At 45.2% G+C, this 24,098-nt stretch carries 32 protein-coding genes and 1 pseudogene; 24 read left to right on the plus strand and 9 right to left on the minus strand.

The features are described 5' to 3' along the window. Positions 1-305: 305 nt before the first annotated feature. The 4 genes from MTBPR1_RS03130 to MTBPR1_RS18425 all read right to left on the minus strand — a co-directional run bounded on the left by MTBPR1_RS03130 (position 306) and on the right by MTBPR1_RS18425 (position 2,248). Positions 306-1,157: a branched-chain amino acid aminotransferase gene (locus MTBPR1_RS03130; protein WP_069186101.1), complete on the minus strand. Its 852-nt coding sequence runs from the start codon at positions 1,155-1,157 to the stop codon at positions 306-308. A 27-nt stretch (positions 1,158-1,184) separates the two neighbouring features. Continuing rightward, the gene (locus MTBPR1_RS18050; protein ID WP_165602605.1) at positions 1,185-1,361 is read right to left on the minus strand and encodes a hypothetical protein; all 177 of its coding nucleotides are present in this window, start codon (positions 1,359-1,361) and stop codon (positions 1,185-1,187) included. Between the two features lie 70 nt (positions 1,362-1,431). Further along, a complete protein-coding gene (locus MTBPR1_RS03135) occupies positions 1,432-2,064 on the minus strand; it encodes a S24 family peptidase (RefSeq protein WP_069186102.1) in 633 nt (210 codons plus the stop codon). A 7-nt stretch (positions 2,065-2,071) separates the two neighbouring features. Next, complete coding sequence (locus tag MTBPR1_RS18425; RefSeq protein WP_420808121.1) at positions 2,072-2,248, minus strand: hypothetical protein; 177 nt, start codon at positions 2,246-2,248, stop codon at positions 2,072-2,074. Between MTBPR1_RS18425 and MTBPR1_RS03140 the strand changes: the two genes are divergently transcribed. From MTBPR1_RS03140 to MTBPR1_RS03180, 8 genes and pseudogenes are all read left to right on the plus strand, one after another. Next, on the plus strand, positions 2,214-2,582 hold the full coding sequence (locus MTBPR1_RS03140) for a hypothetical protein (RefSeq protein WP_069186273.1): 369 nt from the start codon (positions 2,214-2,216) through the stop codon (positions 2,580-2,582). The genes MTBPR1_RS18425 and MTBPR1_RS03140 overlap by 35 nt on opposite strands. Beyond that, positions 2,579-2,977, plus strand: a complete 399-nt coding sequence (locus tag MTBPR1_RS03145; protein ID WP_069186103.1) for a hypothetical protein — start codon at positions 2,579-2,581, stop codon at positions 2,975-2,977. Before MTBPR1_RS03140 ends, MTBPR1_RS03145 begins: the two co-directional genes overlap by 4 nt. 127 nt (positions 2,978-3,104) lie before the next feature. After that, positions 3,105-3,314, plus strand: coding sequence for a hypothetical protein (locus MTBPR1_RS03150; protein WP_069186104.1), 210 nt, complete (start codon positions 3,105-3,107; stop codon positions 3,312-3,314). Between the two features lie 81 nt (positions 3,315-3,395). Then, positions 3,396-4,922 (plus strand): annotated as a pseudogene (locus MTBPR1_RS03160) (portal protein); the annotation flags it as partial. Further along, on the plus strand, positions 4,906-5,178 hold the full coding sequence (locus tag MTBPR1_RS03165; RefSeq protein WP_069186107.1) for a Bbp19 family protein: 273 nt from the start codon (positions 4,906-4,908) through the stop codon (positions 5,176-5,178). The pseudogene MTBPR1_RS03160 and the gene MTBPR1_RS03165, both read left to right, overlap by 17 nt. A gap of 19 nt (positions 5,179-5,197) precedes the next feature. Further along, a complete protein-coding gene (locus tag MTBPR1_RS03170) occupies positions 5,198-5,872 on the plus strand; it encodes a capsid assembly protein (protein ID WP_083222860.1) in 675 nt (224 codons plus the stop codon). 66 nt (positions 5,873-5,938) lie between these two features. Next, entirely contained in the window at positions 5,939-6,118 is a 180-nt protein-coding gene (locus tag MTBPR1_RS03175; protein ID WP_069186108.1) for a hypothetical protein, read from the plus strand. A gap of 18 nt (positions 6,119-6,136) precedes the next feature. Then, the gene (locus MTBPR1_RS03180; RefSeq protein ID WP_069186109.1) at positions 6,137-6,775 is read left to right on the plus strand and encodes a glutathione S-transferase; all 639 of its coding nucleotides are present in this window, start codon (positions 6,137-6,139) and stop codon (positions 6,773-6,775) included. A gap of 7 nt (positions 6,776-6,782) precedes the next feature. Here MTBPR1_RS03180 and MTBPR1_RS03185 read toward each other — a convergent pair whose 3' ends face one another. From MTBPR1_RS03185 to MTBPR1_RS03200, 4 genes are read right to left on the minus strand one after another with little or no spacing between them, the layout of a single operon-like run. Further along, entirely contained in the window at positions 6,783-7,430 is a 648-nt protein-coding gene (locus tag MTBPR1_RS03185; protein ID WP_126464987.1) for a hypothetical protein, read from the minus strand. A 17-nt stretch (positions 7,431-7,447) separates the two neighbouring features. Next, the gene (locus MTBPR1_RS03190) at positions 7,448-8,143 is read right to left on the minus strand and encodes a basic helix-loop-helix domain-containing protein (RefSeq protein WP_069186111.1); all 696 of its coding nucleotides are present in this window, start codon (positions 8,141-8,143) and stop codon (positions 7,448-7,450) included. Positions 8,144-8,157: 14 nt separating this feature from the next. Continuing rightward, positions 8,158-8,808 carry a hypothetical protein gene (locus MTBPR1_RS03195; protein WP_069186112.1) on the minus strand — a complete coding sequence of 217 codons (651 nt, stop codon included), beginning with the start codon at positions 8,806-8,808 and terminating at the stop codon, positions 8,158-8,160. A gap of 22 nt (positions 8,809-8,830) precedes the next feature. After that, the gene (locus MTBPR1_RS03200) at positions 8,831-9,586 is read right to left on the minus strand and encodes an SEL1-like repeat protein (RefSeq protein WP_069186113.1); all 756 of its coding nucleotides are present in this window, start codon (positions 9,584-9,586) and stop codon (positions 8,831-8,833) included. A 110-nt stretch (positions 9,587-9,696) separates the two neighbouring features. Between MTBPR1_RS03200 and MTBPR1_RS03205 the strand changes: the two genes are divergently transcribed. From MTBPR1_RS03205 to MTBPR1_RS03215, 3 genes are all read left to right on the plus strand, one after another. After that, positions 9,697-10,671 carry a hypothetical protein gene (locus tag MTBPR1_RS03205; protein WP_165602607.1) on the plus strand — a complete coding sequence of 325 codons (975 nt, stop codon included), beginning with the start codon at positions 9,697-9,699 and terminating at the stop codon, positions 10,669-10,671. Positions 10,672-11,029: 358 nt separating this feature from the next. After that, positions 11,030-11,854, plus strand: coding sequence for a phage capsid protein (locus MTBPR1_RS03210; protein ID WP_069186115.1), 825 nt, complete (start codon positions 11,030-11,032; stop codon positions 11,852-11,854). A 93-nt stretch (positions 11,855-11,947) separates the two neighbouring features. Further along, on the plus strand, positions 11,948-12,217 hold the full coding sequence (locus MTBPR1_RS03215) for a hypothetical protein (RefSeq protein ID WP_069186116.1): 270 nt from the start codon (positions 11,948-11,950) through the stop codon (positions 12,215-12,217). Between the two features lie 63 nt (positions 12,218-12,280). Here MTBPR1_RS03215 and MTBPR1_RS03220 read toward each other — a convergent pair whose 3' ends face one another. Continuing rightward, positions 12,281-12,844: a hypothetical protein gene (locus tag MTBPR1_RS03220; protein WP_069186117.1), complete on the minus strand. Its 564-nt coding sequence runs from the start codon at positions 12,842-12,844 to the stop codon at positions 12,281-12,283. Positions 12,845-13,081: 237 nt separating this feature from the next. Between MTBPR1_RS03220 and MTBPR1_RS03225 the strand changes: the two genes are divergently transcribed. The 13 genes from MTBPR1_RS03225 (at position 13,082) to MTBPR1_RS03290 (ending at position 23,455) form a co-directional block, all read left to right on the plus strand. Continuing rightward, the gene (locus MTBPR1_RS03225) at positions 13,082-13,651 is read left to right on the plus strand and encodes a phage connector family protein (RefSeq protein WP_069186118.1); all 570 of its coding nucleotides are present in this window, start codon (positions 13,082-13,084) and stop codon (positions 13,649-13,651) included. Next, a complete protein-coding gene (locus MTBPR1_RS03230) occupies positions 13,651-15,567 on the plus strand; it encodes a phage tail protein (protein ID WP_069186119.1) in 1,917 nt (638 codons plus the stop codon). Before MTBPR1_RS03225 ends, MTBPR1_RS03230 begins: the two co-directional genes overlap by 1 nt. Positions 15,568-15,603: 36 nt before the next feature. Beyond that, positions 15,604-16,446 carry a hypothetical protein gene (locus MTBPR1_RS03235; protein ID WP_069186120.1) on the plus strand — a complete coding sequence of 281 codons (843 nt, stop codon included), beginning with the start codon at positions 15,604-15,606 and terminating at the stop codon, positions 16,444-16,446. Position 16,447: 1 nt separating this feature from the next. After that, a complete protein-coding gene (locus MTBPR1_RS03240) occupies positions 16,448-16,804 on the plus strand; it encodes a hypothetical protein (RefSeq protein ID WP_069186121.1) in 357 nt (118 codons plus the stop codon). Beyond that, positions 16,801-17,172 (plus strand): hypothetical protein, encoded by a 372-nt coding sequence (locus MTBPR1_RS03245; RefSeq protein ID WP_069186122.1) that lies wholly within the window; start codon positions 16,801-16,803, stop codon positions 17,170-17,172. Before MTBPR1_RS03240 ends, MTBPR1_RS03245 begins: the two co-directional genes overlap by 4 nt. Then, positions 17,169-17,552 (plus strand): hypothetical protein, encoded by a 384-nt coding sequence (locus MTBPR1_RS03250; RefSeq protein ID WP_069186123.1) that lies wholly within the window; start codon positions 17,169-17,171, stop codon positions 17,550-17,552. Before MTBPR1_RS03245 ends, MTBPR1_RS03250 begins: the two co-directional genes overlap by 4 nt. Further along, positions 17,549-18,010 (plus strand): hypothetical protein, encoded by a 462-nt coding sequence (locus MTBPR1_RS03255; RefSeq protein WP_069186124.1) that lies wholly within the window; start codon positions 17,549-17,551, stop codon positions 18,008-18,010. Before MTBPR1_RS03250 ends, MTBPR1_RS03255 begins: the two co-directional genes overlap by 4 nt. Continuing rightward, the gene (locus tag MTBPR1_RS03260) at positions 17,985-18,341 is read left to right on the plus strand and encodes a hypothetical protein (protein WP_069186125.1); all 357 of its coding nucleotides are present in this window, start codon (positions 17,985-17,987) and stop codon (positions 18,339-18,341) included. The genes MTBPR1_RS03255 and MTBPR1_RS03260 overlap by 26 nt, the downstream gene beginning before the upstream one ends. Before the next feature lie 78 nt (positions 18,342-18,419). Further along, positions 18,420-18,767, plus strand: coding sequence for a hypothetical protein (locus MTBPR1_RS03265; RefSeq protein WP_069186126.1), 348 nt, complete (start codon positions 18,420-18,422; stop codon positions 18,765-18,767). 89 nt (positions 18,768-18,856) lie between these two features. Further along, positions 18,857-20,356 (plus strand): phage terminase large subunit, encoded by a 1,500-nt coding sequence (gene terL / locus MTBPR1_RS03270; protein WP_069186127.1) that lies wholly within the window; start codon positions 18,857-18,859, stop codon positions 20,354-20,356. Positions 20,357-20,427: 71 nt separating this feature from the next. Beyond that, complete coding sequence (locus tag MTBPR1_RS03275; protein ID WP_069186128.1) at positions 20,428-20,730, plus strand: hypothetical protein; 303 nt, start codon at positions 20,428-20,430, stop codon at positions 20,728-20,730. Positions 20,731-21,117: 387 nt separating this feature from the next. Continuing rightward, positions 21,118-22,575, plus strand: a complete 1,458-nt coding sequence (locus MTBPR1_RS03280) for a tyrosine-type recombinase/integrase (RefSeq protein WP_069186129.1) — start codon at positions 21,118-21,120, stop codon at positions 22,573-22,575. Positions 22,576-23,038: 463 nt separating this feature from the next. After that, positions 23,039-23,455 (plus strand): hypothetical protein, encoded by a 417-nt coding sequence (locus MTBPR1_RS03290; RefSeq protein WP_069186131.1) that lies wholly within the window; start codon positions 23,039-23,041, stop codon positions 23,453-23,455. The last annotated feature ends 643 nt before the right edge of the window (positions 23,456-24,098 follow it).

Raw genomic sequence — 24,098 nt, forward strand, 5'->3', positions numbered from 1 at the left:
AAAACTTGCCGGATCCTTTTGGATCCGGTTTTTTTTTGGTCTTTTGGCGTAATTCTTTAGTATAAGATTGTTTTATATCAATATGTTATATGCATGTCATGCGTCTAGTGCATGGTGGGGTTGTGAAAAAAAGACTAGATAAAATTTTATAAAAATAATATACATAATTCATCAAATGCTGCAGCGCAGTATTTAACGAGTTTCCGAGGGTCTTTCCTCGGTTCCTGAGGGCCATCTTTTTGGTCCTACGTCTCCCAGACGTAAAGCCTCCCTGTTATAAACTTGCCGGATCATTCGTGATCCGGCTATTTTTTTGCCCAGTCGAAATAAAGCTCGCGCAAATGCATGGTGATTTCCCCAATCGCAAACTCCTGATTCTCTAATTTGGTAAGTGGGCCGACTTTAAAATAATTACCCGTCCCAAATATCTCATCGGCTTCAAACAGCTCGTCAAACTCAATCGCTTTTTCAATCACATCTAAGCCATCATGTTTGGCAAGCTTGATAACGCGCTGGCGCGTGATGCCATTGAGGAAAGTTCCGTTGGCTTGTGGCGTAAAAATTCGTCCATCTTTCACATAGAAGAGATTGGTATAGGCAAATTCAGCAACATTGCCCACAGGATCAAGAACAACCGCAGTATCAAAGCCCTTTTCGTTGGCTTCAGCAACGCATCGCCCCACATTTGGGTAAAGGCAGGAGGCTTTGGCATCTGTTGGCGCCATGTCGCGCGCAGGGCGACGAAAACTTGATTTGCATGCACTAAACCCATTGGGTTGGGGAAGGGGGGCTTCAAATACAGACAGGACAAAACGTGTGCTGGCTGGGTCTGGTGTGATAAACCCCGTTTCGCCATAAAACATGGGACAGACATAAAGCTCACTGCCTGAGGGGAATTTTGTCACACCCTCCCAGGAAAGATCAGCAATTTCTAAGGCGCTTAACATGGGAGCCATGCCAAGGATACGTGCAGAATTAATCGCACGTTGGCAATGTAAGTCGAGATCAGGGATCACCCCGTCAAAGGCCCGCGCGCCATCAAATACAGTTGAAGAGAGCCAGACCCCATGGGTTCGTGGCCCCATAATATGTGGGTTTCCCTTTGTCCATGCGCCATCAAAGTAGGTCCATGTGAGCCCACTGCCAATGTTTCCCATTATATGCTCCCTGTTTTATATGCTTCTTTATTTATGTTGGGGGCGCATTGGGGTTTTTGAAGGGGTTTTTATGGCTTTGCGTTTTTTAAGGCGATTAAAGATGAGCTGATCCATCAGCAGTCTTTGCTGAAAAGGGCGCTGTGGAACAGGTGCAAGCAGATGCTTTGCAATAGGTCCATTGAAACGCAATTCTAATGAGGTCATTTCTTTTCCTTTTTTAGGGCTTAGGAAAATAGACCTAGTATGGATTTTTCAAATGTAAAGGGCTGATGGCTTATTGAGAGGCCCAAATGATGCGATGAATCCAGACAATCTCGTCCATTTCAAAGAAACGGTCTTCATAATCTGGGTTTAAAGATTGTAGCTCGATCTTGCGCGCAGAGCGTCGGCGAAGCTGTTTTGCCATGACTTCGCCCTCAATGGTTTTTACAACTACACGATCGCCTCGGCGGATATTGGCATTGGGAGAGACCAACACAAGGTCCCCATCACGATAAACCGGCTCCATACTCGCCCCGGTGATTTCAAGTGCATAGGCATTGGAATCGGGCACATCGGGAAAGGGGATTTCATCCCAGCTTCCCCCGGTTGGATAACCTGCATCATCAAAGAAACCTTGAGATCCCGCTTGGGCAAGACCAATAAGGGGAACGTTGCGAATCACCCCGCGTGCGCCTTCACCTTGAACATAATTGATAAATTCATTCAGGTTAGAGCCCGTGGCTTCTAAAACTTTTGCGATGCTTTCCGTGCTGGGCCAGCGGGCTTTGCCCTCGCGGGTTACACGTTTGCTTTTATTAAATGTGGTCGGGTCCAATCCGGCCTTTTTAGCAAGGCCAGAAGCGGATAAACCATATTCCTGAGCAAGGCGATCAAGCGCGCGCCATATATCTGCATGTTTTAACATGGGAGCATTATCCTAGATGTAGGATGGGAATGCTATAGGAATTTATTGAAAACTTTAAGTTGACATGGGAATGTTTTGCTGTAAATAAATGTTCCTGTTGTGTTCTTATTTTAAATGCACCAGATAGTTTCAAGAAAGAAGGATTTGATATGTCAACCACGAGAAGAATTGTATTGCCCCCCACCCATGATGTTGAAACCGTTCCTTTTGCAGACGGGGAAGAAGCTTGGTTCTGGTTTTCGCGCTGCCAGTTGATGCGCCATGATGGGGCGCGTTTTGTTGCTGGCATGGTGGAAACACCGCGCCCCTGTGACCCTGATGATGTTTATCGTGCGGTCATGGATATTTATCGCCAACGTCTTATTGAAAACCCGCATTTGCAGGTTTTGGGCAGTTATGGCGAAAAACTAACCCCACCGGATCAATATGCCCGTGAAGAAAAGCGCGATGTCCCTTTATGGGAAGAAGCACTGGGCCAACTGGCTGACGCCTTGCGCAAGAAAGGGATAGTGAGATGAGCCGGGCCTTAATTGTATATAGTGATAATACGGGTGTCTGGTGGTTGCGTTTTTTGCGCGCTGGGTTTCGCCATTGTTTTATCATTTTGGAAACCGACCGGGGAACCATCTGGGTGGACCCGTTAAGTAATAACTTAACCTTGAAAATTCTGGAAGGTTATGAGCTGGCAGGCCTGATCCGTTGGTATCGCGATATGGGCATGCATGTTCAGTCGGTTTGCCTCGATGATAATAAGGTGAAGAGTTTTCCATGGGCACCTATGACATGTGTGGAAGTGGTTAAGCGTCTTGTGGGTATTCGCAATCCTTTCATTATCACGCCCTATCAGCTTTATTTATCTATAAAAGGAACAAAAAGTGAAAATATAGGAAAAAATATATTGACATTAGGGTGAGAGGCTGCTACATATAGCCTCAGTCAACAGGAGAAGTGTGACCAAAGCCCTTTGAGGAAACTCAAGAGGGCTTTTTTATTGGGCGAATTCTGCCCGCATATCTTTGAAAATTTAAGAGGAGAGTCTCATGGGAGGAATGTTTTCTAGCCCGGAACCACCTGCGCCCTTGCCAGAACCACCTGCACCGCCTGATCCGGCTGAAGCAGAACGTGAAGAACGACTGAAAAATATGGAACGTCGTCGTCGTGGTCGCCAAGGCACCGTCCAAACTTCGTGGCGCGGTCTGGAACAAAGCGATCAAGCCCCGCAAACGGGCAAGCAGTTATTAGGAGATTAATATGAGCGAACTCACACCGAAAGATGTGCTGGAACGCTATCAAAAAGCAAAGAAAGACGCGGTGTCTGGGAAGGTCACTGGCAGGAATGCTATGATTATGCCTTACCCCATCGAAGTGGCTTTTTTAGTGGGGGCACCGCTGGTGAAAAACGCGCAGATAAGCTGTTTGATGGCACTGCACCAGATGCGGTGGACCAGCTTGCCGCCAGCATGTTGGCCCATCTCACCCCGCCATGGGCGCGCTGGTTTGGCCTAACGGCTGGCCCAGATGTGGAAGAAGGCGAAATCGAAAGTCTTAATCAAGACCTTGATAAAGCCTCAGCTATGTTACAAACCCATTTTGAGCGCTCCAACTTTTCAATTGAAATGCATCAATGTTTCCTTGATTTGGTCACGGTTGGTAGTGCGTGTTTATTGTTTGAAGAAGCCCCACCAGGTGAGGCATCTGCCTTTCGTTTTACAGCCGTTCCCTTATCCCAAGTGATGATGGAAGAAGGCGTAAACGGTATGTTGAGCGATACCTTTAGGCGTAGTGAAATGAGCCTTGATCATTTACGTGCGCGTTTTGCTGAAAGCAAATTGCCACATGATATGGTTGCGCGGGCTGAAAAAAATAAGGATGAGCTTTTCAGCGTTGTTGAAGCCGTCATCGAAAATGGCCCACGCTTTGAATATATGGCTGTTTTAGAACATGGTCATGGGGGCTTGGGTGAACCAACCTTGTTGCGCCGTGGTGTGTTTAGCCATTCTCCCTTTATTGGGTTTCGCTGGCTTAAAGCACCGGGGGAAAGTTATGGTCGCTCCCCTGTGATGAAGGCATTGCCGGATATCAAGACAGCCAATAAAGTTGTTGAGCTGGCGTTGAAAAATGCCTCTATTGCAGTGACGGGGATTTGGCAGGCTGATGATGACGGGGTGTTAAACCCGGCAACCATCAAGCTTGTGCCGGGAACAATTATTCCTAAGGCCGTGGGCTCAGCAGGGCTCACACCTTTGCAAAGCCCGGGAAGTTTCGATCTGTCACAAGTGGTGCTGGAAGAATTGCGCAAACGTATCCGCCATGCCTTATTAGCTGATAAGTTAGGCGCAACTGAATCCAAGCAAATGACAGCCACTGAAGTGCTGGAACGCTCTGCTGAAATGGCGCGTATTTTAGGTGCGACCTATGGGCGTTTACAGGCTGAATTGCTCACCCCACTTGTGGTGCGGGCCTTGGCGGTCCTTAATCGCCGTGGTGAGATCAATGGCCTGCGCATTGATGGGCGCTATATCGACCTTCAATATAAATCTCCATTGGCACGTCAACAGACTCGCAAAGAAGCCCAAGACATTCTGGCATGGATCCAATCCTTAAACAGTTTGGGGCCAGAAGCCATGGGGTTGATTGACCCGCTAAAGGCCGCACGTTTTCTTGCCAAGGCCTATGGTGTGCCCGGTGAGATTTTAAGAAGTGAAGAAGACATGCAACAGGCTGGCCAAGGTCAACTGCCCGGTATGCCTGCCAATATGGATATGGGGCAAATTGGCGAGATGGCGCAAGAGCTCATGCAAAACCCTGAACAAATGCAAGAAATGATGAAGGAGTTAAATAATGTCCAACAGCAGTGACCCGGGATGGGGCTGGTTTGAAAAAGCCATGAGTGAGGAGATCACAGGGGAGGCGGGGGAAGATGTGCCTGCACGTTTTGCCCGATGTTTTTCCGGTGTGGATGGGGAGGCAGCACTTTCTCATCTAGCTGAAATGACCTTGGCACGCCCGCTTGGGGCAAATGCCCATAACGGGATTTTGCGCCATCTTGAAGGCCAGCGTTATCTGGTGTCCTACATCATGGGTTTGGTGCGCCAAGGCCGTGAAGGTAAATAAATAGAACAAAAGGTGAATTATGAATAAAGAAATTGAAATGGAAGTTAAACAATCCTGTGACTGCCCGTCTTATCTGCCCAAGAAATTCTGGGATGAGCAAAAGGGGGAAGCCCGCCTTGAACCGATGGCACGTTCTTATCGTGAGATGGAGCGCAAAGTCGGGGCAGGCTTGCATAAACAGGCACCAAACCATCATTCTGAATATTGTGTGGAATGTAAGAGCGATCTGTTTGGTGCAAATGAGCAGGTCAATATGCGTATGCATCAGGCAGGCTTTTCAAATGAGCAAGTTCAGCTTGTTTATGACCTTGCCCATGAAGCCCTAGAGCCAATGGTTGCTGAGATTTTTGCCCATGTGCATGGTCAGTATCAGGTAGATCGTCTGTGTGACAAATTTGGCGGGGAAGACCGCTGGATGGAAACCGCACGTCAGTTGCAAACATGGGGCAAACAAAAATTTGGCCCCGATGCGCTGGAGGCTATGTCGAGTAGTTATGACGGGGTGATGAGCCTGTATGACATGATGACAAAACAAGAAGGCGAACCTGAAATGGGCCGCTTGCATGACCATCAAGGCATGCGCAGTGAAGAAGATGTGCGCAAATTGATGCGTGATCCAAAATACTGGCGCGATCGTGACCCCGCAACGGTTGAACGTGTGTGCCAAGGTTTCAAATCCCTCTATCCCGGTTAATAAGGAAGACCAAGTGCCTCTCTCGAGATCGCTCGGGGGAGGTCCTTTTAAAAAAGGAGAAATAAAATGAACGGACGCGAACTGGAAGTCGTCTTTAGCGGGGTTTACACCTTGCCAGATATTTATCGTGAAACATTGTCTAAAGCCATGTCGTGGGAGGCCATTTGTTATTTGCTTAACGGGCTGTCCATTGATTTGGAAGGTCTGGTGAGTTTAGATGAAATGGAGGCTGACGGTGTGGGCTAAGCGGGCTATAGTAAGGTGATGACAGGACCTGTTTTATATAGTTTTCGCCGCTGCCCCTATGCCATGCGCGCACGCTTGGCGATTTATGCCAGTGGCGTGAGTGTTGAGCTGCGTGAAGTGGTTCTGCGCGATAAGCCTGCCCAAATGCTACAAGCCTCACCAAAGGGCACGGTACCTGTGTTGGTGTTGCCCGATGGGCAGGTGATTGAGGAAAGTCTTGAGATCATGCAATGGGCCTTGGCGCAAAATGACCCTGAGGGATGGCTTAAAGGCGATGAAGGTGAAGTGCTGGGCTTGATTACACGCAATGATCAGGAGTTTAAAAGTTATCTTGATCGCTATAAATATTCAGCCGGTTATGAGGATATGGACCCGATTGAACAACGCAATCGGGCCCTGCCTATCTTGCAGGATTTAAACCAGCGTTTAGATGCAACAGCTTACTTGTGCGGTGAGGCCCCAAGCCTTGCAGACTACGCCATTTTCCCCTTCATCCGCCAATTTGCCCATGTTGATTTGGACTGGTTTTGTACGACAGAGTTTAACGCCCTACAAAACTGGTTTGAGACGCTCAAAAACGGGGTTTTGTTCAAAGCGATTATGAAGAAATATCCGCAATGGAAAGCGGGTGATGAAAAACTGATTTTTAGAAAATAAGTGGAAATTAATCAATAAAACCACTTTCTCTGTGAAGTCGTTTTAAGCGCTGTTCGATTTCATTTTCTCGTATTCTTAGACTGTTTAGATACTCGGTTTCTTCTGGTGAGAACTTAGGCGGTTCTTGTGGGTGGGGAATAAAACACTTTGCTTTGTGCCTGTTAGGGCATCGGTATAGAGCGCTTTCATAAAAGGACTGAGCGACAGAGAGCCAATGGCGATGTTTTTTCTGATTAGCAGGAAAGAAAAGGCCAGATTTATAATGGCTCGCGATTTCACGGGCCTGTACAGAAAGAGTGTAAAATGAGTCGTTCTGTATGTTTAGAATTTTATGTATAGCCATATTTTCTTGAGATCGAGCGACCATAAGCTCTTTTGGAGATGCCGCAGAATATTGAGAGATATTTGCAGAATATAAGAGAAAAAAAGGGTTCTGATTCGTCTTGAGTAATTTCTTATATAACGCTTCAACTTCGTTGAGTTTACAGGGCTTCTTAGGGCAATTTATCTCGTTCATAATCTTGACAAGAAGCTTGGTCGTTTCTGTGGTTTGCGGGGCAAGAGTGACCTCGTCCTTACTCCCAAGGGAGGGGGCGGCGAGAGCTGTGGAGACGCTCGTAAATAGATAGAGAGCAATGAAAATGAAAGAAGGCATTCTCTTATGCATTGGCTTTACTCGTCTCCTGTTAATTCTGCCAAATAACGATCCCTTTGGCAGATATGCGTATTTGAAGTCTGCAGTTTTTCAATTTCTCGTAAAAGCTGTGAGATGGCTCTAATTGGCTCTTTTATTGAAGAGAGGGTGTTTTTTGCCTTTAAGATATCGCACTTAGTACCGCGCCCCAGCAGATAAGAGAGGGATAAGAAATATTTCGTGCGATCATTTGCGGATGAGTTTGTACCAAAGGCCTTTGTCGCGATTGTTATTTCTTCTGAATCCGAAGAGAAAAGCCAGTTTTGTTCATGACGCCTGATGTCGTTGGTCTCGTGGTTTTTCGGTGTTTCCTTTTGAGTGCCATGAACGCACAGAAGCGGATAAAGTATGTTTGCAGGAAAACTCTTATAGTCCTTTGGCAATAAGATAAATGAGCGATGGAGCAGTCTTATTGCTTCCTGAAAATCAGGAATGTTTCTTTTATTTTGAAGTTCAAGAAAGCCATGAGTGTATTTGTCCATGGCAGCTTGATCCTTTGTGTTGGCCTGAAAGCTCAACAAAGGGTGGTCTGAAAAAGGCGCAAGTTTGGCACATAACAGTTCATTGCTCATAGCGTTCACAGGTTCTCTTAAATGATTGGAGAAATTATCATCCGGGTATGAGCTGCAGCTGCAAAGTGTTGCGACTGTCAAAGCAATGGTTAATTTTCTCATGGCGTTTCCTATCTCTATTGCATGAGCCATCGTTTAAAGAGAATTTCTCGCGCACATGTCGTTTTAGGTGATAGGTCCGAAATCAAATCAAGGCTTCGATGAGCGCTGTCTAATCTCTTGGCAGAAAGCTCAAGGTGTTTTTTAGCAAGGGTAAAGTTGCAAACTTCTCCATGGCCTAAAAGGTGAGATACTCCGCGATAATATGACTTTATATGATCTGGAATCTTCGCAGTGTAAATAAAGTGATTGGCATGTGAAATCTCTTCTGCAAAACTACTTGTTGCCCAAGCTTTATAAGCATCTTGTACGGTTTTGATTTGAGTTTCTGATGAGAAATTTGGCTGTTTTTTTTGGGGGCAGAGGAAGGGTAAAAGAAAAAGGGCTGGATATTTTTTCAGCTCATGGTCGAACTGGTTAAAGTTCTGCATAAGGCCTTTAAAGCCGCCAAGTATATCGGGTTCATCTGTGGCTCCGATTAAAGATAAAAAGTTTTTATTGAATTTAAGATACGCGTTTTTTTGTTCTTTTGTGAAATCAGAAGGATGAATACCCATCGTTTGTTGTGAGGATAAACGAAGGCTCTCGCATGTGCTTTTGAGTAAGGAAGCATGTGCTGGAAAGCTGATCATAATGCTCAGCGCTATGAAGAATGTGGATTTGATCATTTAGGGGCCTATTTTAGCACTTTTAGTTAAAACGACAGGCTTGGTTGAGATGGTAGGTTAATAAACTGTCTTGATGACGGTGTTCCTCTTTTTGTTTGTGCACCTCTCTTCGAAGATAGCTTGCTTCTTCAGCAGACAGGTCTTCAACATATTCAGCAAGAGTTTCTAATCCCCAGACACCTTTGGCTTGAGCTTGAAGAACACTGAGGTCTAAAGCCTGACCACCATCGGAATAAACCGGGTCAATAAGGGCTTGGGCAAAGGCTCCCGCTCTTGCACAGCCTGCATGTGCAGCCTTGAGAAAATAGTGCAGTGCCTTGTCATTGTCTTTTTTATGATGATGAAACAGGAGGCCCGTATAAAGCATGGCAACTGGTAGATTTGCATTGGCCCCAAGCTCAAAATTTTTGAGCGCCTGATCATTATTGATCTCATAATTGAGTAAGCCAGCTAGGAATGCAGATTGCGGGTTTGAAGATATAAACGGGCCTACAAGCGCTAATGCATTCTGCCTTAGTTTTTGGACTTTTTTAGAATGCCAATTCACGTTGTTTTTTTCCAAGCCTTGTAACTCAAGGCGCACGAGAAGGTTTGCGGCTTGAGCGCTGTTATGTTCCTCAAGGGCAATTTGAAGATATTTTTTGGCAAGCGGAACATTGCCATAGGTAAAGATTTGATTTCTTGCAGATTGTAAAAGCCAATCTGTCGAGTTTTCGCGCATGTCCTGTGGAAAACTGCAGGCATTCATCAACAACAGAAGGAATATCATTTTCTTCATCAACACTCTCCTTTGACCGTCTTATGGAAGGAGGAGGGAAACTTTTTGAAAGGATAGCAAAAATGGCTAGCAAAAACGAAAATAGGAAAACAGAGAACATTAAAAATCTAATGAAGCAGATAAGAAATAATAATACACTCAAACCGCCAAAAGACTGGACTGAGGCTGAACTTAAGGAGGCGATGAAGGAGCGGGAGAAGGTTTCTGGGCCTGACGTGCGTGATATGATGCTGCGTGAGCGTGAATGGTTTGATCATTATTATGGCAACACGCCCGTAGAGTTTGATGAAACCGGTAAGATGGTTCAGCCCAAGCCCGTGCGTCGTGTGCCTACTCAACCAGTACCAATCCGCACAGCAGATGGAAAGGAGATCGATGCTGCGATTGAGGAGATCATCGCACGTTTGCCACAAAGTGACGGCGATGAGGGTGATGTACGTATCAGCCCGATTGAAGGCGGGGTTGACTTGCCCATCCATCCACCAAAGTCTGGCCTGCCAGAACAGCCGGGTATTCAGCCTGTACCGGGTATGCCTGATATGAAGAAACCAATCCCGGGTGATGATAATCCAACCCACACAATTTTGCCCATTAAAGAGGAAGGCGAAATTATTAAGGGGATACAATCCGGTCTTAATTTCTTATCAGGTAAGAAAAACAACACGCCACTGCCAAATGTGTCCAAAACCGTAAAACTGAAAGAAGATGGTGTTATTGGGCCAAAGACGTCGTTTGGTCTCAAGAAAGCCTTGGTGGATAATGGCACAAATAAAGTGTCAGAAGCCATTGCCCTTGGTCAGTTTAAAGAAACCGTGAAAAAAGCCAAAAAGCAGGGGCCGCAAAATCTTGCAGGTGAATTGGGCGCGACATTTAAGCCGTTGCTTGGCACACAAAAACCCCCCAAAGAAGGCTTCCAGCCAGAAGGGCTTGCTTTGCAAGATACTCTAAATGACCTTGGTGCCAACTTAAAAGATGACGGTATTGTCGGGCCCAAGACCGAAGAAGCCTTTGGGCAAATCGTTAAAGCCAAGGATGAAGACGAGATTATGGATAAGTTCGGCTTCAATTTAGGCTTTGATTTCTAGGGTTTAACCAAGTTAAGCCAAAAAAATACAAGAAATATGAATTTAGGCACTGACTTTGTTCTCTAAATGTTCTAACTTCATCCTCAGTCAACAGGAGAAGTGTGACCGGAGTGTTCTTCGCTCTCTCTCTGGCTGTTGAAACTTTTGCTTTAGACCTCATTCGTGAAGGAACTTCACGCCTTTTGGGGCTAAGCGATCAATCCTTTACATATTCTGCCTGACGGATAACCGGATGTTCTTTGCACTGCACATCTTGGCCCGCTGGCCTTTGCCTGAGCGTTTGGCGGACTGTCGTCCATAACCAAGCCTGTTTCGGGTTCTTTTCTCTCTGACAATTTAACTAAATAGGAGTGATGTAATGTCTACATCAATCGAACAGTCGTTTATTGGCCATTACGTGGCCGAAGTACACCTTCAGTACCAGCAAATGGGCTCAAAACTGCGCAATACAGTGCGCACCAAAGATAGTGTGGAAGGCGCGACAACCACTTTCCAGAAAATCGGTAAAGGCACGGCTTCCACAAAAGGCCGACATGGTAAAGTGCCGATCATGAATATTGATCACGAACCTGTGGAATGTAAGCTTTATGATTACTATGCGGGTGACTGGATTGATAAGTTTGATGAAATCAAGACCAACATCAATGAAATGCAAGTGGTCAGTAAAGCTGGTGCCTATGCCTTGGGCCGCAAAACTGATGAGCTTGTGATTAACGAGCTGGATAAATCCACCAACTTTGCGGGCGCTGGCACAGACGGTTTGACCAAGACCAAAGTGTTGGAAGCTTTTGAAATGATGGGTGAAGCCGATGTGCCTGATGATGGCGATCGTTATGCCATCGTGGGCTGGAAACAATGGTCTGATCTCTTGCAAATTGATGAGTTCACCAAAGCCGATTATGTCGGTGAAGAAGACCTGCCATGGAAGGGCACGCAAGCCAAAAAATGGTTGGGTACGCTTTGGATGCCACATTCAAGCCTAACGAAAACAGGTGATGTGCGTTATTGCTACTGGTATCACAAAACAGCCATTGGTCATGCGGTGGGTCACGATATCAAGTCTGATGTGTCGTGGCATGGCGATCGTGCTGCGCACTTCGTTAACAACATGATGAGCCAAGGTTCAAGCCTGATTGACCCATCCGGCGTTGTCTCGCTTCGTTGTTTGGAAGCTGCGGCATAAGCTCGCATAACCTTCTTTTAAATCACTGAACTGTTATGGCCCCGGCAGGTTGTTCTGTCGGGGCTTTTTTTATATGTAAAAAGGACTTCGATTATGGCTTTTGAATCTAAAAACTTGAGCGTTCTGGCTTATTCAAACGGCTTTACCCTATGGCATTACGCAACGGTGGATGTTGCTGCGGATGTGGATACAAGCGGTTATTTTAATGAGGCCGCTGATATGTTGCGCACCGGTGACATGGTGATGGCAAATGTTGATACGGACGGCACGCCTGCTGCGGGTATCTTCCTTGTATCATCCAGCACAGGATCGGCTGTTGATCTGGCTGATATCACTGCTGTGGGTGCGGTTAATACCGACTAGCTGTTCTTGTGGGGCTTTGGACAGAAGGTTTGAAGCCCCGCAAATCTATCGGAAGGGCTGAGGTCAGACGCGAAATTCGAGGTCTTCTTCTTCGTCATCAAGGTTGTCAAAGCTAAAGAGCTGAGGTGCTTTTTCGATCACCACATTGAGGATTTCTTCTACTTTTCTTTGGTCATCAAGGGCGGCTTGATCCACCTTGCCTTGAAGACGTTCGTTATCAAGGGTCTTTTTCATACGGTGTAAGTCTTGAAGCTCGCGGATAAACACATCGCGTGAGCCAATCGGCAGGTTCTTTTCAGCGATATAACGCAAGAATTTAAGCGAAGCATGGATTGCCAAGGTTAATTGGCGTGCACTTAATTCATCAAGTTGGTCTTGAAGGTCCGGGTTATCGCTGGGTTTATCGTCTGTTGTTAAACGGCGCTGGATAATTTCATTGAAGCTCTCGCATTCAATAACGAGGTCGCGAAACTCAAGGTAGGTGCCAAAGCCTTCACCTGTTAAGGAAGCTTCAGCATGACGTGCCCATCCATTCAGTTCTTCAGTTTTCTCTTTAAGAGAACCAATGAACTGGGTGATCTGCTCACGCTGCTTGTTCTTGTTACTATGGTTGCTATCAACCAACATTGAGGCTCCGTACACCAGATAAATGCATGGTTAACTTAAAATATGCATTTTCATTTCTAGAGAATCATACCTTGACCTTATGGGCAAGTAGCTTTTCATAAAAAAATCATTCTCATTTAAAAACAAGACTTTGATGCCCTTGTGGCGCGCATTTCATTTGCGTCATTCGCCTCTATTATAAAACACATTGGTCTTGTTAAAAATACGTAAATACACCTATTAAATGGAGGGATATTCATGTCCTTAACCAAAATTGGATTATGTTCGCGCGCCCTTTTGAAAATTGGCGCCAATACCATATCCTCCTTTGATGATGGCTCTGCTGAATCAGAGGTGGCACAAAACCTATATCCAGGGGTGAGAGATAGCCTGCTGTCTTCTTATCCCTGGAGCTTTGCAACAGCCCAGATCCGTCTGGCAAGACTGACAGCGACACCGATTGCAGACTTTTCCTATGCTTATCAATTACCCGCTGATTTCTTGCGCGCCCTTTCTGTGGGGACGGGTGATCAGGGGCGCGGGGTGACATACCGTATTCAGGAAAAACGCTTGCATACGGATATGGATGATGTGGTGCTGACTTATATTTTCAGGCCCGAACCAACAGAATTCCCACCTTATTTCACTCAAGGCCTGATCACGCATTTAGCTGCTGAATTTTGCCTGCCCTTAACGGAAAGCGCCTCGCGGGGTGAAGCCTTTATGCGCATTGGGGAAAAAGAGCTGCAAAAAGCGCGCAATATCGATGCGCAACAACAGACACCGCAAACCATTTCCCTAGATGGCTTGGTGGGAGTGAGATACTGATGGCACGCACACGCATAGCAAAAAACAGTTTTTCAGGCGGTGAAATTTCACCTTACCTGATTGGACGGGGTGATTTAAAAGCCTATGAAAACGGTATGGCAAGCATGCGCAACCTGATCATTTATTCAACGGGGGGCTTGCGTAGGCGCGCAGGCCTGCGCCATGTGGATACGGCGTTAGGTCCTTCACGTCTGGTCGCTTTTGAATTTAATATCGAACAGGCCTATCTGCTGGTTTTCAGTGATTTAAAAATGCAGGTTTACCGCGATGGGGTGAAAGAGATCGAGATCGATACGCCTTGGAGTGAAAGCCAGTTGCCTTTGCTTGTCTGGACACAAAGTGCGGATACTTTATTGGTGGTCCATCCTGATATTGAGCCACAAAAAATCACCCGAACATCTCATACGGATTGGACGATTGTACCGTGGAGCTTTTATGAGGATGATGAAACGGGGCGGCGGTATGCACCTTTTTACAAATTCAGCGTAGATGATGTAACGCTTCAAGCCAGTGCGACCACAGGCACGGTTACCTTAACAGCCAGTGCGGATGTATTTGTGGATGATCATATCAACACACGTATGCGCCTTGCCAAAAAAGAAGTGGAAATTACGGCTGTCACCTCACCTACTCAAGCAACGGCCATGGTGAAGGAAAAAGACGGGCTGGTTGATATTGAGGCTACAAAAGATTGGGAAGAACAGTCGTTTTCCAAAGTTCATGGCTGGCCTGTCAGCGTTGTCTTTCATCAAGACCGTTTGGTCATTGGCGGCACGCGTGATTTACCCAACCGCTTATGGATGTCTAAATCCTCTGATCTGTTTAACTTTGATCTGGGGGAAGGGCTGGATGATGAAGCCATTGAGTTTGCGATTTTGTCAGATCAGGTCAATGCTATTCGCTCGCTCTTTTCATCGCGTCATTTGCAGATTTTTACCTCAGGTGCAGAATGGATGGTCTCAGGTGATCCTTTAACGCCGGAAACCATCCAGCTTAAACGCCAAACCCGTGTGGGCACCCCAATTGATCGTTATGTCCCGCCGCGCAATGTGGATGGGGCGACTTTGTTTGTTAGTCGTGATGGTCAAGACCTGCGCGAGTTTATGTTTGCCGATATGGAACAGGCTTATCAATCAAATGATCTGGCCATGTTGAGCAAGCATATTATGAATGAGCCCCAAGACCAAGATTACGATAGTTATCGTCGCCAGTTCTATATGGTTATGGGTGATGGCACCATGGGGGCTTTAAGTGTTTATCGCGCTGAAAAAATATCGGCATGGTCGGTGTTTGAAACCCAAGGGAGCTTTAAAAATATCTGTGTGGTTGCTCAGGATGCTTATGTTTTGGTTGAAAGAAACGGGCAAGACTACATTGAAGTCTTTGATGATCGTCTTTCAACAGATGGAGCCCTTTATGGTGAAGATGAAGACGGCTCCCTCATTTGGTCCGGTCTTGATCATATTGAGGGGCAAAATGTAAAGGTTATTGCTGATGGTGCGGTGGCGCAAGACCAGCAAGTCACAAATGGGCAGCTGATTTTAAACCGTGAGGCCAATGCATTAGAAGCAGGCCTTGCCTATACCCATGTGTTAGAACCTTTGCCGCCCTCGCCCCAAACAACGGGCAATGCGGCACAAGGCGGGCGTATCCGTTTGGTTTCTTTAACCTTTCGTCTCAAAGAAACCATGGCTTTTAAACTGGATGTGGGGCGCGGGCCAAAAGACGTGCCGTTTAAACGGTTTGGGGCCAGTGGGGTGCTTGATAGTGCGCCACAATCTTTTACCGGTGATATTACGGTGAGGGCCTTGGGCTGGCGTCGCAATGGTACAGAAAGCCTTTGGCGCATCGAGCAAGATACGCCACTTCCTTTTAGCGTGATGTCGGTTTTAGTAGAACTAACCGCCAACGCTTAATTTAAAGACAGATAATTTAGAAAAAGGAGAAACACGATGAGTGAAAACATCGTGATTGGAGACGTACGCCCGCGCATTCAAGCGTTGGGTGACGGTGTCCAATCTGAATTTATTTATCCCTTTCCCATTTTTAAGGAAACGGATTTAGAGGTCTATCTGGATGAGACTTTGCAATCAGCAGGGTTTAGCATTTCAGGAGTGGGCCAAAGTGAAGGAGGAAGTGTTGTTTTTGATCTTCCTCCTGCCAATAATGTGGTGGTGACTTTACGGCGCTATCTGGTGATTGAACGCACCAGCGATTTTGCTGAAGGCGGGGCATTTCACGCTTCTGTCATTAATAAGGAGCTTGATTATCTCACGGCTGTTTCACAGCAAAATGCAGAAGATTTGCAACGCGCTGTGATGCTGAACCCAACCGATGGGGATGCGGCACTGGTGCTGCCTTCAAAGGTTGATCGTGCTGATGGCACTTTGGCATTTGATGGTGATGGTCTTCCTATTGTTGGCCCCGGTGTGGCTGAGATCACTTCAGCCCAAACTAATGCGCAGGCTGCAACGCAAGCAGCCATTGATGCAATGGCAGCGCAAGTCGCAGCAGAAGCTGCGCGTGATGAAGCCCAGACTTTTGATCCTAATGACTATCGCGCAGTTATTGACCTCATTGAAACGGCTGATGTGGCAGATGGGGCGATTACTCAAGACAAGATTGATCCCAATGTCTCACTTGGCGGGCCTACGCTGAATGAGATGTATGACAACGCCGATACCATCACAATAGACACAACAATCCCAGCAGGACGAAATGCTTTTATGGCGGGTCCTGTCACGATTGCCAATGGTGTTACTGTGACGGTTAACGGCACATTTACGGTGGTGTAATATGGCAAGTTTATTCAAAGTAGATGCCTTGCAAAAGGCAGACGGCTCCCCTGTTGATTTAACAGGTCAGAGCGCAGCTAAGGTTCTCTGTCACTACAACCAGATCACTCCGACCATCAAAGGCAGTGTGAATATCTCCTCAGTTACCGACGAAGGCACGGGCATAACTCGTTATAACTTCACCAACAGCATGGCTTCAGCTAACGAGATGTATCCAGCTTTTGGCTCAGGTGCTAACGAGTCTAACTTTAGTAGCGACTTTGCTGTGTCAAACGTGCAGGTCAAAACTAAGGATAGCTCCGGCACTTCCCAAGACCAGCATCGGCACTCATTCCTATGTGCAGGAGACCTAGCATGACCTTAAAAACAAATCGAATTGAAAAGGTTGATGGCTCAGCAGGTGTTGATACGGACTACCTATCCAATGACATGGTGTCTGGTGTGGCTAAAGCTTGGGCGCATTACGATCAATCTGGTGCGAATACTATCGTGCAGTCTTTCAACGTTAGTTCGATGGTGGATAATGGTACAGGTAATGCCTCGCTTTACTACACTAGCCCCTTAGCACAAAGCGACAATGTTGGAACGTCTTCTTGTACGGGACGCACTCATATGTACTGTAGCGCAGCTCGTTATGATTACATGCGTTTTTACGTGATGAATAACTCACACGCCTATGCAGATACAAATTCATGCATGGGGATGATTCATGGAGATTTAGCATGAGCAATTTAATCGTAACGAATGTCAATGGCGAAGTTGTTTACGACCCCTCTAGTGACCTTGGACGAGCTAAGGGCTATAGCGTTATAGACGGGCGAGATACCTTTGCCTTACTCGATAGCTACAATGTAAGCTCAATTGTTGATAACGGAGTTTCGCTTTACACGACGAACCTGACTAACGCGATGGCGAATATTCACTATCCCATCACGATCACAGGTGATTGGCCGACCTCTATGTACGCAGCAGCAGGAAGTGTCACAAGTGCTGGAGGCAATACTGTATCAACTACCTCATTTCAGTGTCGTTGGGTTGAGGTTAGTAACGGTGCCACTTACGATATTAACCGAGCAACTTCTGTTGTTGATGGAGCTTTAGCATGACCGAGTTGGCTGAGCTTCCTTTATGGCAGCGCATCGAGCTGGCAAAGGCGCAACTTGAACCCGTTCAGTCCGACTATCGTGTTGTTTTTGACGCTGATATTGACCAACCTTCAAGTGTTCTTGTGCCTGACCCTAACTGGATGGCGATGGCCCTGCATGGAGGTGTTTTACCGCCCGTGAGTGTTTATCATGAGTTGGAACATGACGAAGAGGGCAAAATCACCAACGCTCATATCCTTCATGAGACAGCTCCCCTTGGACCTATGAGTGAGGAAGAGGCTATTGAATATCTGGTGAAAAAAGATACGCCAGAACATGTTTGGAAAGCTGTGAAAAATGGCAATTCCATCAAGCTTGTAATTTGTAAAAAAGATCAACTACCTGCATCGCGTGAATGGCGCAATGCATGGAAAAATAATCAGGAGAAAGTAAATGACGATTACCTATATTCAAACTGAACAAGGCCAAGTCCAAGCCGATGAGGTGACCAAACCAGATCAGCGCACCTTTCGTGAGGCATGGCAGCTTAACGGGGCTGTGATTGAGGTCGATATGGAAAAAGCCCGCACCATTTGGCGCGATAAAATCCGCCAAGCTCGCATGCCTGAGCTGGACCGTCTTGATGCACAATATATGAAAGCGCTGGAAGCTGGTGATGGGACTTTGCAACAATCTATTGCCACGCAAAAACAGGCTTTGCGCGATGCTACGGCTGATCCGGCGATTGAAAGTGCAACCACACCGCAAGAACTTGAGGCCATTCAGCCCGCAGGTTTAAGTGTAAGCTGATTTTCAACTCCTTTTATCTGAAGTTTATGGCTGTTTTCATGTTGTGAAAGCGGCTTTTTTTATGTTCGGGAGAAGAGATTGGAAGAACAGAAACCTCTTGCGCAAAGGAGACGGCGGGCCAAGAAGGTCAAGTCGGTCGATGAGGTACAATCCTTATTGGCTGGCTTGCTTCCCAGCCTGATCCAAAGCGCAACTATCAGCTATGAAGCCTTTTCAAAAGCAGAAATTCCTGTTGATGCAAAAGGCTTTGCGGCTCATCACGCGGCCTGTAAGTCTGCTCTGTCCCATGTGGAATTGCTCACCAAACTTGCGAGGTGGGCGGAAAAAACCGAAGAAAGCGCCCCGCCAAGCCTGAGTGAAGATGACGAAATCGCGGGGCTCTTGGCAGGTGCGCGTGCGGCCTTGCAGGAGTTGGATAGTTCTTAAACTCAGTGATGAAGAAGTCAGGGAATGCCCCGTACATTGTGCGGGGCTTTTTCCATGTCTAACCGCCAATTTATAAGGAGGAAAAAATAATGAAAAAACGTGTGGCTTTTCCCGAGTTTGTCATGCTGTGGGATCAGCTTCAGGGATTGTCCATGCCTCAACATCATTTAAAGATTTGTCGCTGGCTGGATGAGGCCTGGACAACGGGACGTCGTGAACTTTTGCTGATGGCATTTCGCAACAGTGGAAAAAGCACATTGGTCGGCCTGTTTTGTGCGTGGCTGCTATATCAGGATGCGGATCGACGCATCATGGTGATGGCGGCTGATTTTGCCTTGGCAAAAAAGATGGTGCGCAATGTTAAACGCATTATTGAACGCCATCCCCTGACCAAACCTTTAAAACCCAAGAGAAAGGAGCAATGGGCTTCTGACCAGTTTACGGTTAATCGCCCTTCTGAATTGCGTGACCCTTCCATGTTGGCAAAAGGTATTGGGGCTAATATTACAGGCTCGCGCGCTGATGTGGTGATCTGTGATGATGTAGAGGTTCCCAACACCTGTGATAGTGCGCCCAAACGAATTGATCTGCGCGCACGTTTGCAGGAAATTGATTATGTCTTGGTCCCCGGTGGCTTGCAGCTTTATGTGGGCACACCTCACACCTATTACACCATTTATACGGATAAAAAACATGGTGAAGGAGGGGAGGATGAGCCTTTCCTTTTAGGGTTTGAACGTTTCAAACTGCCCTTGCTTGATGATAACGGCAATAGCCAATGGGCTGAGCGTTTCCCCGATAGCAATATTGAGTCTATTCGACGCAGAACTGGTAAAAACAAGTTTGAAAGCCAGATGATGCTGCGTCCGGTCAATATTTCAGAAAGCCGCTTGGACCCGGACCTTATGCAGCTTTATAAAAGCGAGCTTGATTATAATGAGCATAACCAGATGGCCTCACTTTCATTAGAGGGTCATAAGCTTATATCGTCCAGTTGCTGGTGGGATCCGTCCTTTGGTTCGCCCCATAAGGGGGATGCCAGTGTGATTGCCGCAGTTTATAGCGATGATGAAGGAGGCTATTGGCTGCATGGGCTGCGTTATATGACCCATGACCCAAAGAAGTTGAAAGAGGCTGATGAAGCCACCCAGCTTTGCCGCCAAGTGGTGGCCTTTGTGAAAGAGTTTTATCTGCCTTCGGTCTGTTTGGAAACAAATGGGGTGGGGAAGTTCCTCCCCGGTTTGTTGCGAAGAGAGCTGGAAAAAGAAGGGGTGTCTTGTGCGGTGATTGAAAAACATTCACGCACCAACAAGGCCGAACGCATTTTATCAGCTTTTGATGTGGTCTTGGCCTCACGGGCCTTAAAGGTGCATCGCAATGTCTGGAGAACATCCTTTCCCACAGAAATGCGTGAATGGGTGCCCAGTGTGTCGGCAAAAGATGATGCCTTGGATGCGGTGGCGGGCTGTTTACTTTCAGAACCCGTGCGCCTGCCTAGAACACCTGTCCATATATTGGATGGTAAAAAGATCAAACAATGGGGCGGATATGGCAGTGCCCATACAGCTCAGAGTGATTTTGATGTCTAAAAAAATCCTTGCGAGTGGTCATACCAATTCCCATATTTGTTTTAGATGTAAGTGAAAAGATGGAGGATGTTATGAAACGTATATTAAGCGGTCTTTTGACGCTGATCACCGTAATGTCCTTCGCCTTTCCTGTAGCTGCGCAAAACCTGTGCGGTGAGCGCGTGGACATTATTGATACATTGAAAGAACGCTATCGTGAAGTTCCGGTCTCTATGGGATTGGCGGGGAACGGTGGTGTTGTTGAAATTTTTGCCTCCAATAAAGGCAGTTGGACCATTTTGGTTACACGCCCAACGGGGGTGGCTTGTGTAGTCTCTGCTGGTGAAGCTTGGGAAAGCATCAAAGGTATGGGGGATAACGACCAAGGTGTCTAAGTAAAAGAGGGTTTCTTGGAACCAAGAGCTCTTTAAATAAAATAACGAATTGAAAACGCTTCTGCATTTGGTGCAGGGGCGTTTTCTTTTTTTCAGGAGAAAGTAAATGAAAGCGAGCTGGAGTATCGACCTTATCTGGTGGATTATAGCTATAATGCTAAGTATATTGAAAATTAACAATAAAATTAAATTTGTATGACTACAATATAGCTACAAAAACTGTATATTTTGTCACTCATATCCTATATAATTACAGTTTAGGTGTTAATCTATTGAGTAATAGTTATTTTCCTTAAGAGCAGATAGCTACAAAATTTACTCCTGCTTTTAGCGTTAAAAGCAATAGCTACAAATAAGCTACAAACTCTTTACATGAGGATTGATGGCATGAGCATGAAAAAAAATGGTGAAGTTACAGGAGTAGTGGAAAACGATCCGAATGGGTATGCGGTTATTTTCAAAAGAGAGGAAAAGCTTAGCAGTAATTATTACTATGAGATAAAACTTCATGGTCATAAGCCAATCGCTCGCAGCTGTAAAACAGATCAGAAATCAAAAGCATTTAATATCGCAAACAGAGAATATTACGAGATATTAAATCGTTTGGAAAATGAGCAAAATTTAGTAATCCCGACTACAGAAAAACTCGTAGATTTATTCGATGAACATTTGAAAAGTCGAGTTGTTGAAAAACAATTATCTGATCAAAATTACAAGGCTAAATATTATCGTTTACTTTATATTCGGAAGTTCTTCGGCAAAACAGCGCTCGATAAATTGCGAACGGTGGATATTGAAAAATTCATAAATTATCTACACACTTCTCACAAAGAAATTGGTTATGAAGACAAAAGTGGCAAGCGTTATACGACTATTAGATACGTAAACAAGAAAGGCAAAAAAGTTACCTCTAAACGACCAATTAGACCTTTAAGCCCCACAACAATAAAATTTATTTTGGGAACCTTAGATCAGCTGTTTGATTATGCTATTCGAAACTCATACGTGAATAAAAGGGATGTTCCCGAATTTGACTATAAGTCTGAAATTATCGCACGCGTTCCGTTTACTCGAAAAGAAATTGAAGTTATCGAAAAGCATTTGGATACTTGGATTGCCAACAGTCGTGATCGAAATACCAGCATCTCTCGTGAGGTGTTTGCTGCTTACGTAATGCTTTTACGTTATTCGGGAATTCGTGTAGGTGAAGCACGATATCTTAAATGGAGGCATTACCAACCAAAGTTAGACAAAGAGAATTACCTTTTGGAAGTGGCATTGCATATTCCAAAATCGAAAGTCAAAAAAGCTAAAGGGCGAACCGTTTCTATTCACCCAGATGTTCATAAGTATATGGCAAAGCTTCAAAAAGTTCATGCTCGTATACTTGGAAGAGAGCCTCATGAAGATGATTATTTATGGATTAGTTGGCGTAAGAAGCACGTATATTCCTATAAACAACAATTCAAAAAATATCTTGAATTTATCGATGTAACTCATAGTGAAGAAATCGAAAATGAAGATCCAATTCCGTATACGATCTATTGCTTACGTCACTCTTATGCAACGCATTTAATTGAAGACGGCGGTGATAGTTATTTTATCGCTAAGAATATGGGAACTTCACAACGAATGCTTATTGAACATTATGATAAGAGTGAAGCAGTTCGTCATGGAGAAAAAATTCATGGATCAAATGCCGAAACTCAAAAAGCGAAAAAGAAACAGGATAATATTGATAATAATGTTATCGCGCCTCTTCCCTCATTTAGCGATATGAAAATTAAAGATGTTGAAGGTGAATTGTTTTTCGTTAGCGAAGAAAAGCGTTTATTAATTGAATAGTATTATCGGGTATGACCGGCCTTAAGGCGTGTGTGCGGCGTGTTAAAATAGATCTGTGCGCTTATATAGTCCCGCATAGTCAAGCTCGTTGCACACAACGTCATATTCTCGTTCGCTGTCACAGATAATCATCAATTTCCAAAAATCGGCATTGGATGAAAATCGCATTGTGATTGTTTGATCTTCATTCGAATATAAATCTGTGCTGTTTATTGTTTCTGTTCCGAACGCGTGTTTCATACGTGCGATAATCGCTGAATAATCAATGTCGTGATCTCGGTTATTAAATTCCAAAGTCTTCATTAAAATCTCTCCCATGGAGAAATTATAAAGTCAGAAATTGATCAGGTGTAGGAACGGATGACTATAGTGGTCGTTTAACACAGATACTTAACACCTTTCATTCCTTTTCCTTTGAACCAATGAAGTTACACTAACGGTTGGAATTGAAATGGAGTTAGATATGACAAAACTTAAATCACTGAATTTCGTAGAACCACAAGCACCAGCTAAATCAAACCCGTTTGATAATGCAAAACGCAATTTAGTCACGAACTTAAATCGCCAGCTTGCAGCTGCCAATGCCATGGTAAAAGGTGAGACATATACGGAAGCAAGAAGCGAATATGTCGAAGGTTCCGATGGACAACGCACTAAACAAGAAATCCAAAAGCCTATCCGCAAATGGTATTGGCGTGATTACGATGGCAAGGTGCGTTTTAGCTTACGTGTTCGCAATAAAGCCGTAGAAATCGAAAAAGGCAAAACCGACATTTTGATTGGTGAAGACAAACAACTTCCAAATGCCATCACATTGCTCATAGAAGCAGTTAGCGCTGGTGAATTAGATACACAAATCAAAAACCACATAGCGAAATAACCACATATATAACTTACAGCTTGGTATTAACTGAGCTGTTTCTATGAATATTTAAGTGAGTTATAAATTGTCCTGCTTTCAGCACGACAACGCTTATTGAAAGTCGAACTTCATTTCATTCCGTTCTTTTTTCAATAAGCAATTTATTTGAAAAGATTAAGTAAGAAGAAAACATCTCATTTATATGAATTAATATTATCAAGATGTTAGATTTTATTACCCCCCCCCCTGTAACAGCTAAAATACAATTACAGAGGGGAAATAAACACATTATCTGAGTGTTGAGTGTTTTCGAAACAGGGGTAATTAACAGCAAGCAGTCCGTGTGTTTCTTGCCATCCCCTAATCCCCAAGCTTACGCTTTCGGACGGTGTCATCAAGGTGCAGATCGAATTACACAAAGATGCTGAGCTACAGCAGTAATCAACCACCAGCTCTTCTTTTCAAACAAACCATGTTAGCGAAGATGCTGTCATCTTCCAAAGCTTGCGGGCATTTTTATTTTACTTGGCTTCGTGCAATTGCGGGTAAACAATCGGTCCCTTCCAAGGCGCTTGCGTTAAGCTTATATCCAGATAATTTATATATCCTCTCCGGTCTAAGTCCCGGGGACAGTGTGAGTGAGAACGCTATAATTTTATTT

It is taken from the genome of Candidatus Terasakiella magnetica (assembly GCF_900093605.1).
GTDB classification, from domain to species: domain Bacteria; phylum Pseudomonadota; class Alphaproteobacteria; order Rhodospirillales; family Terasakiellaceae; genus Terasakiella; species Terasakiella magnetica.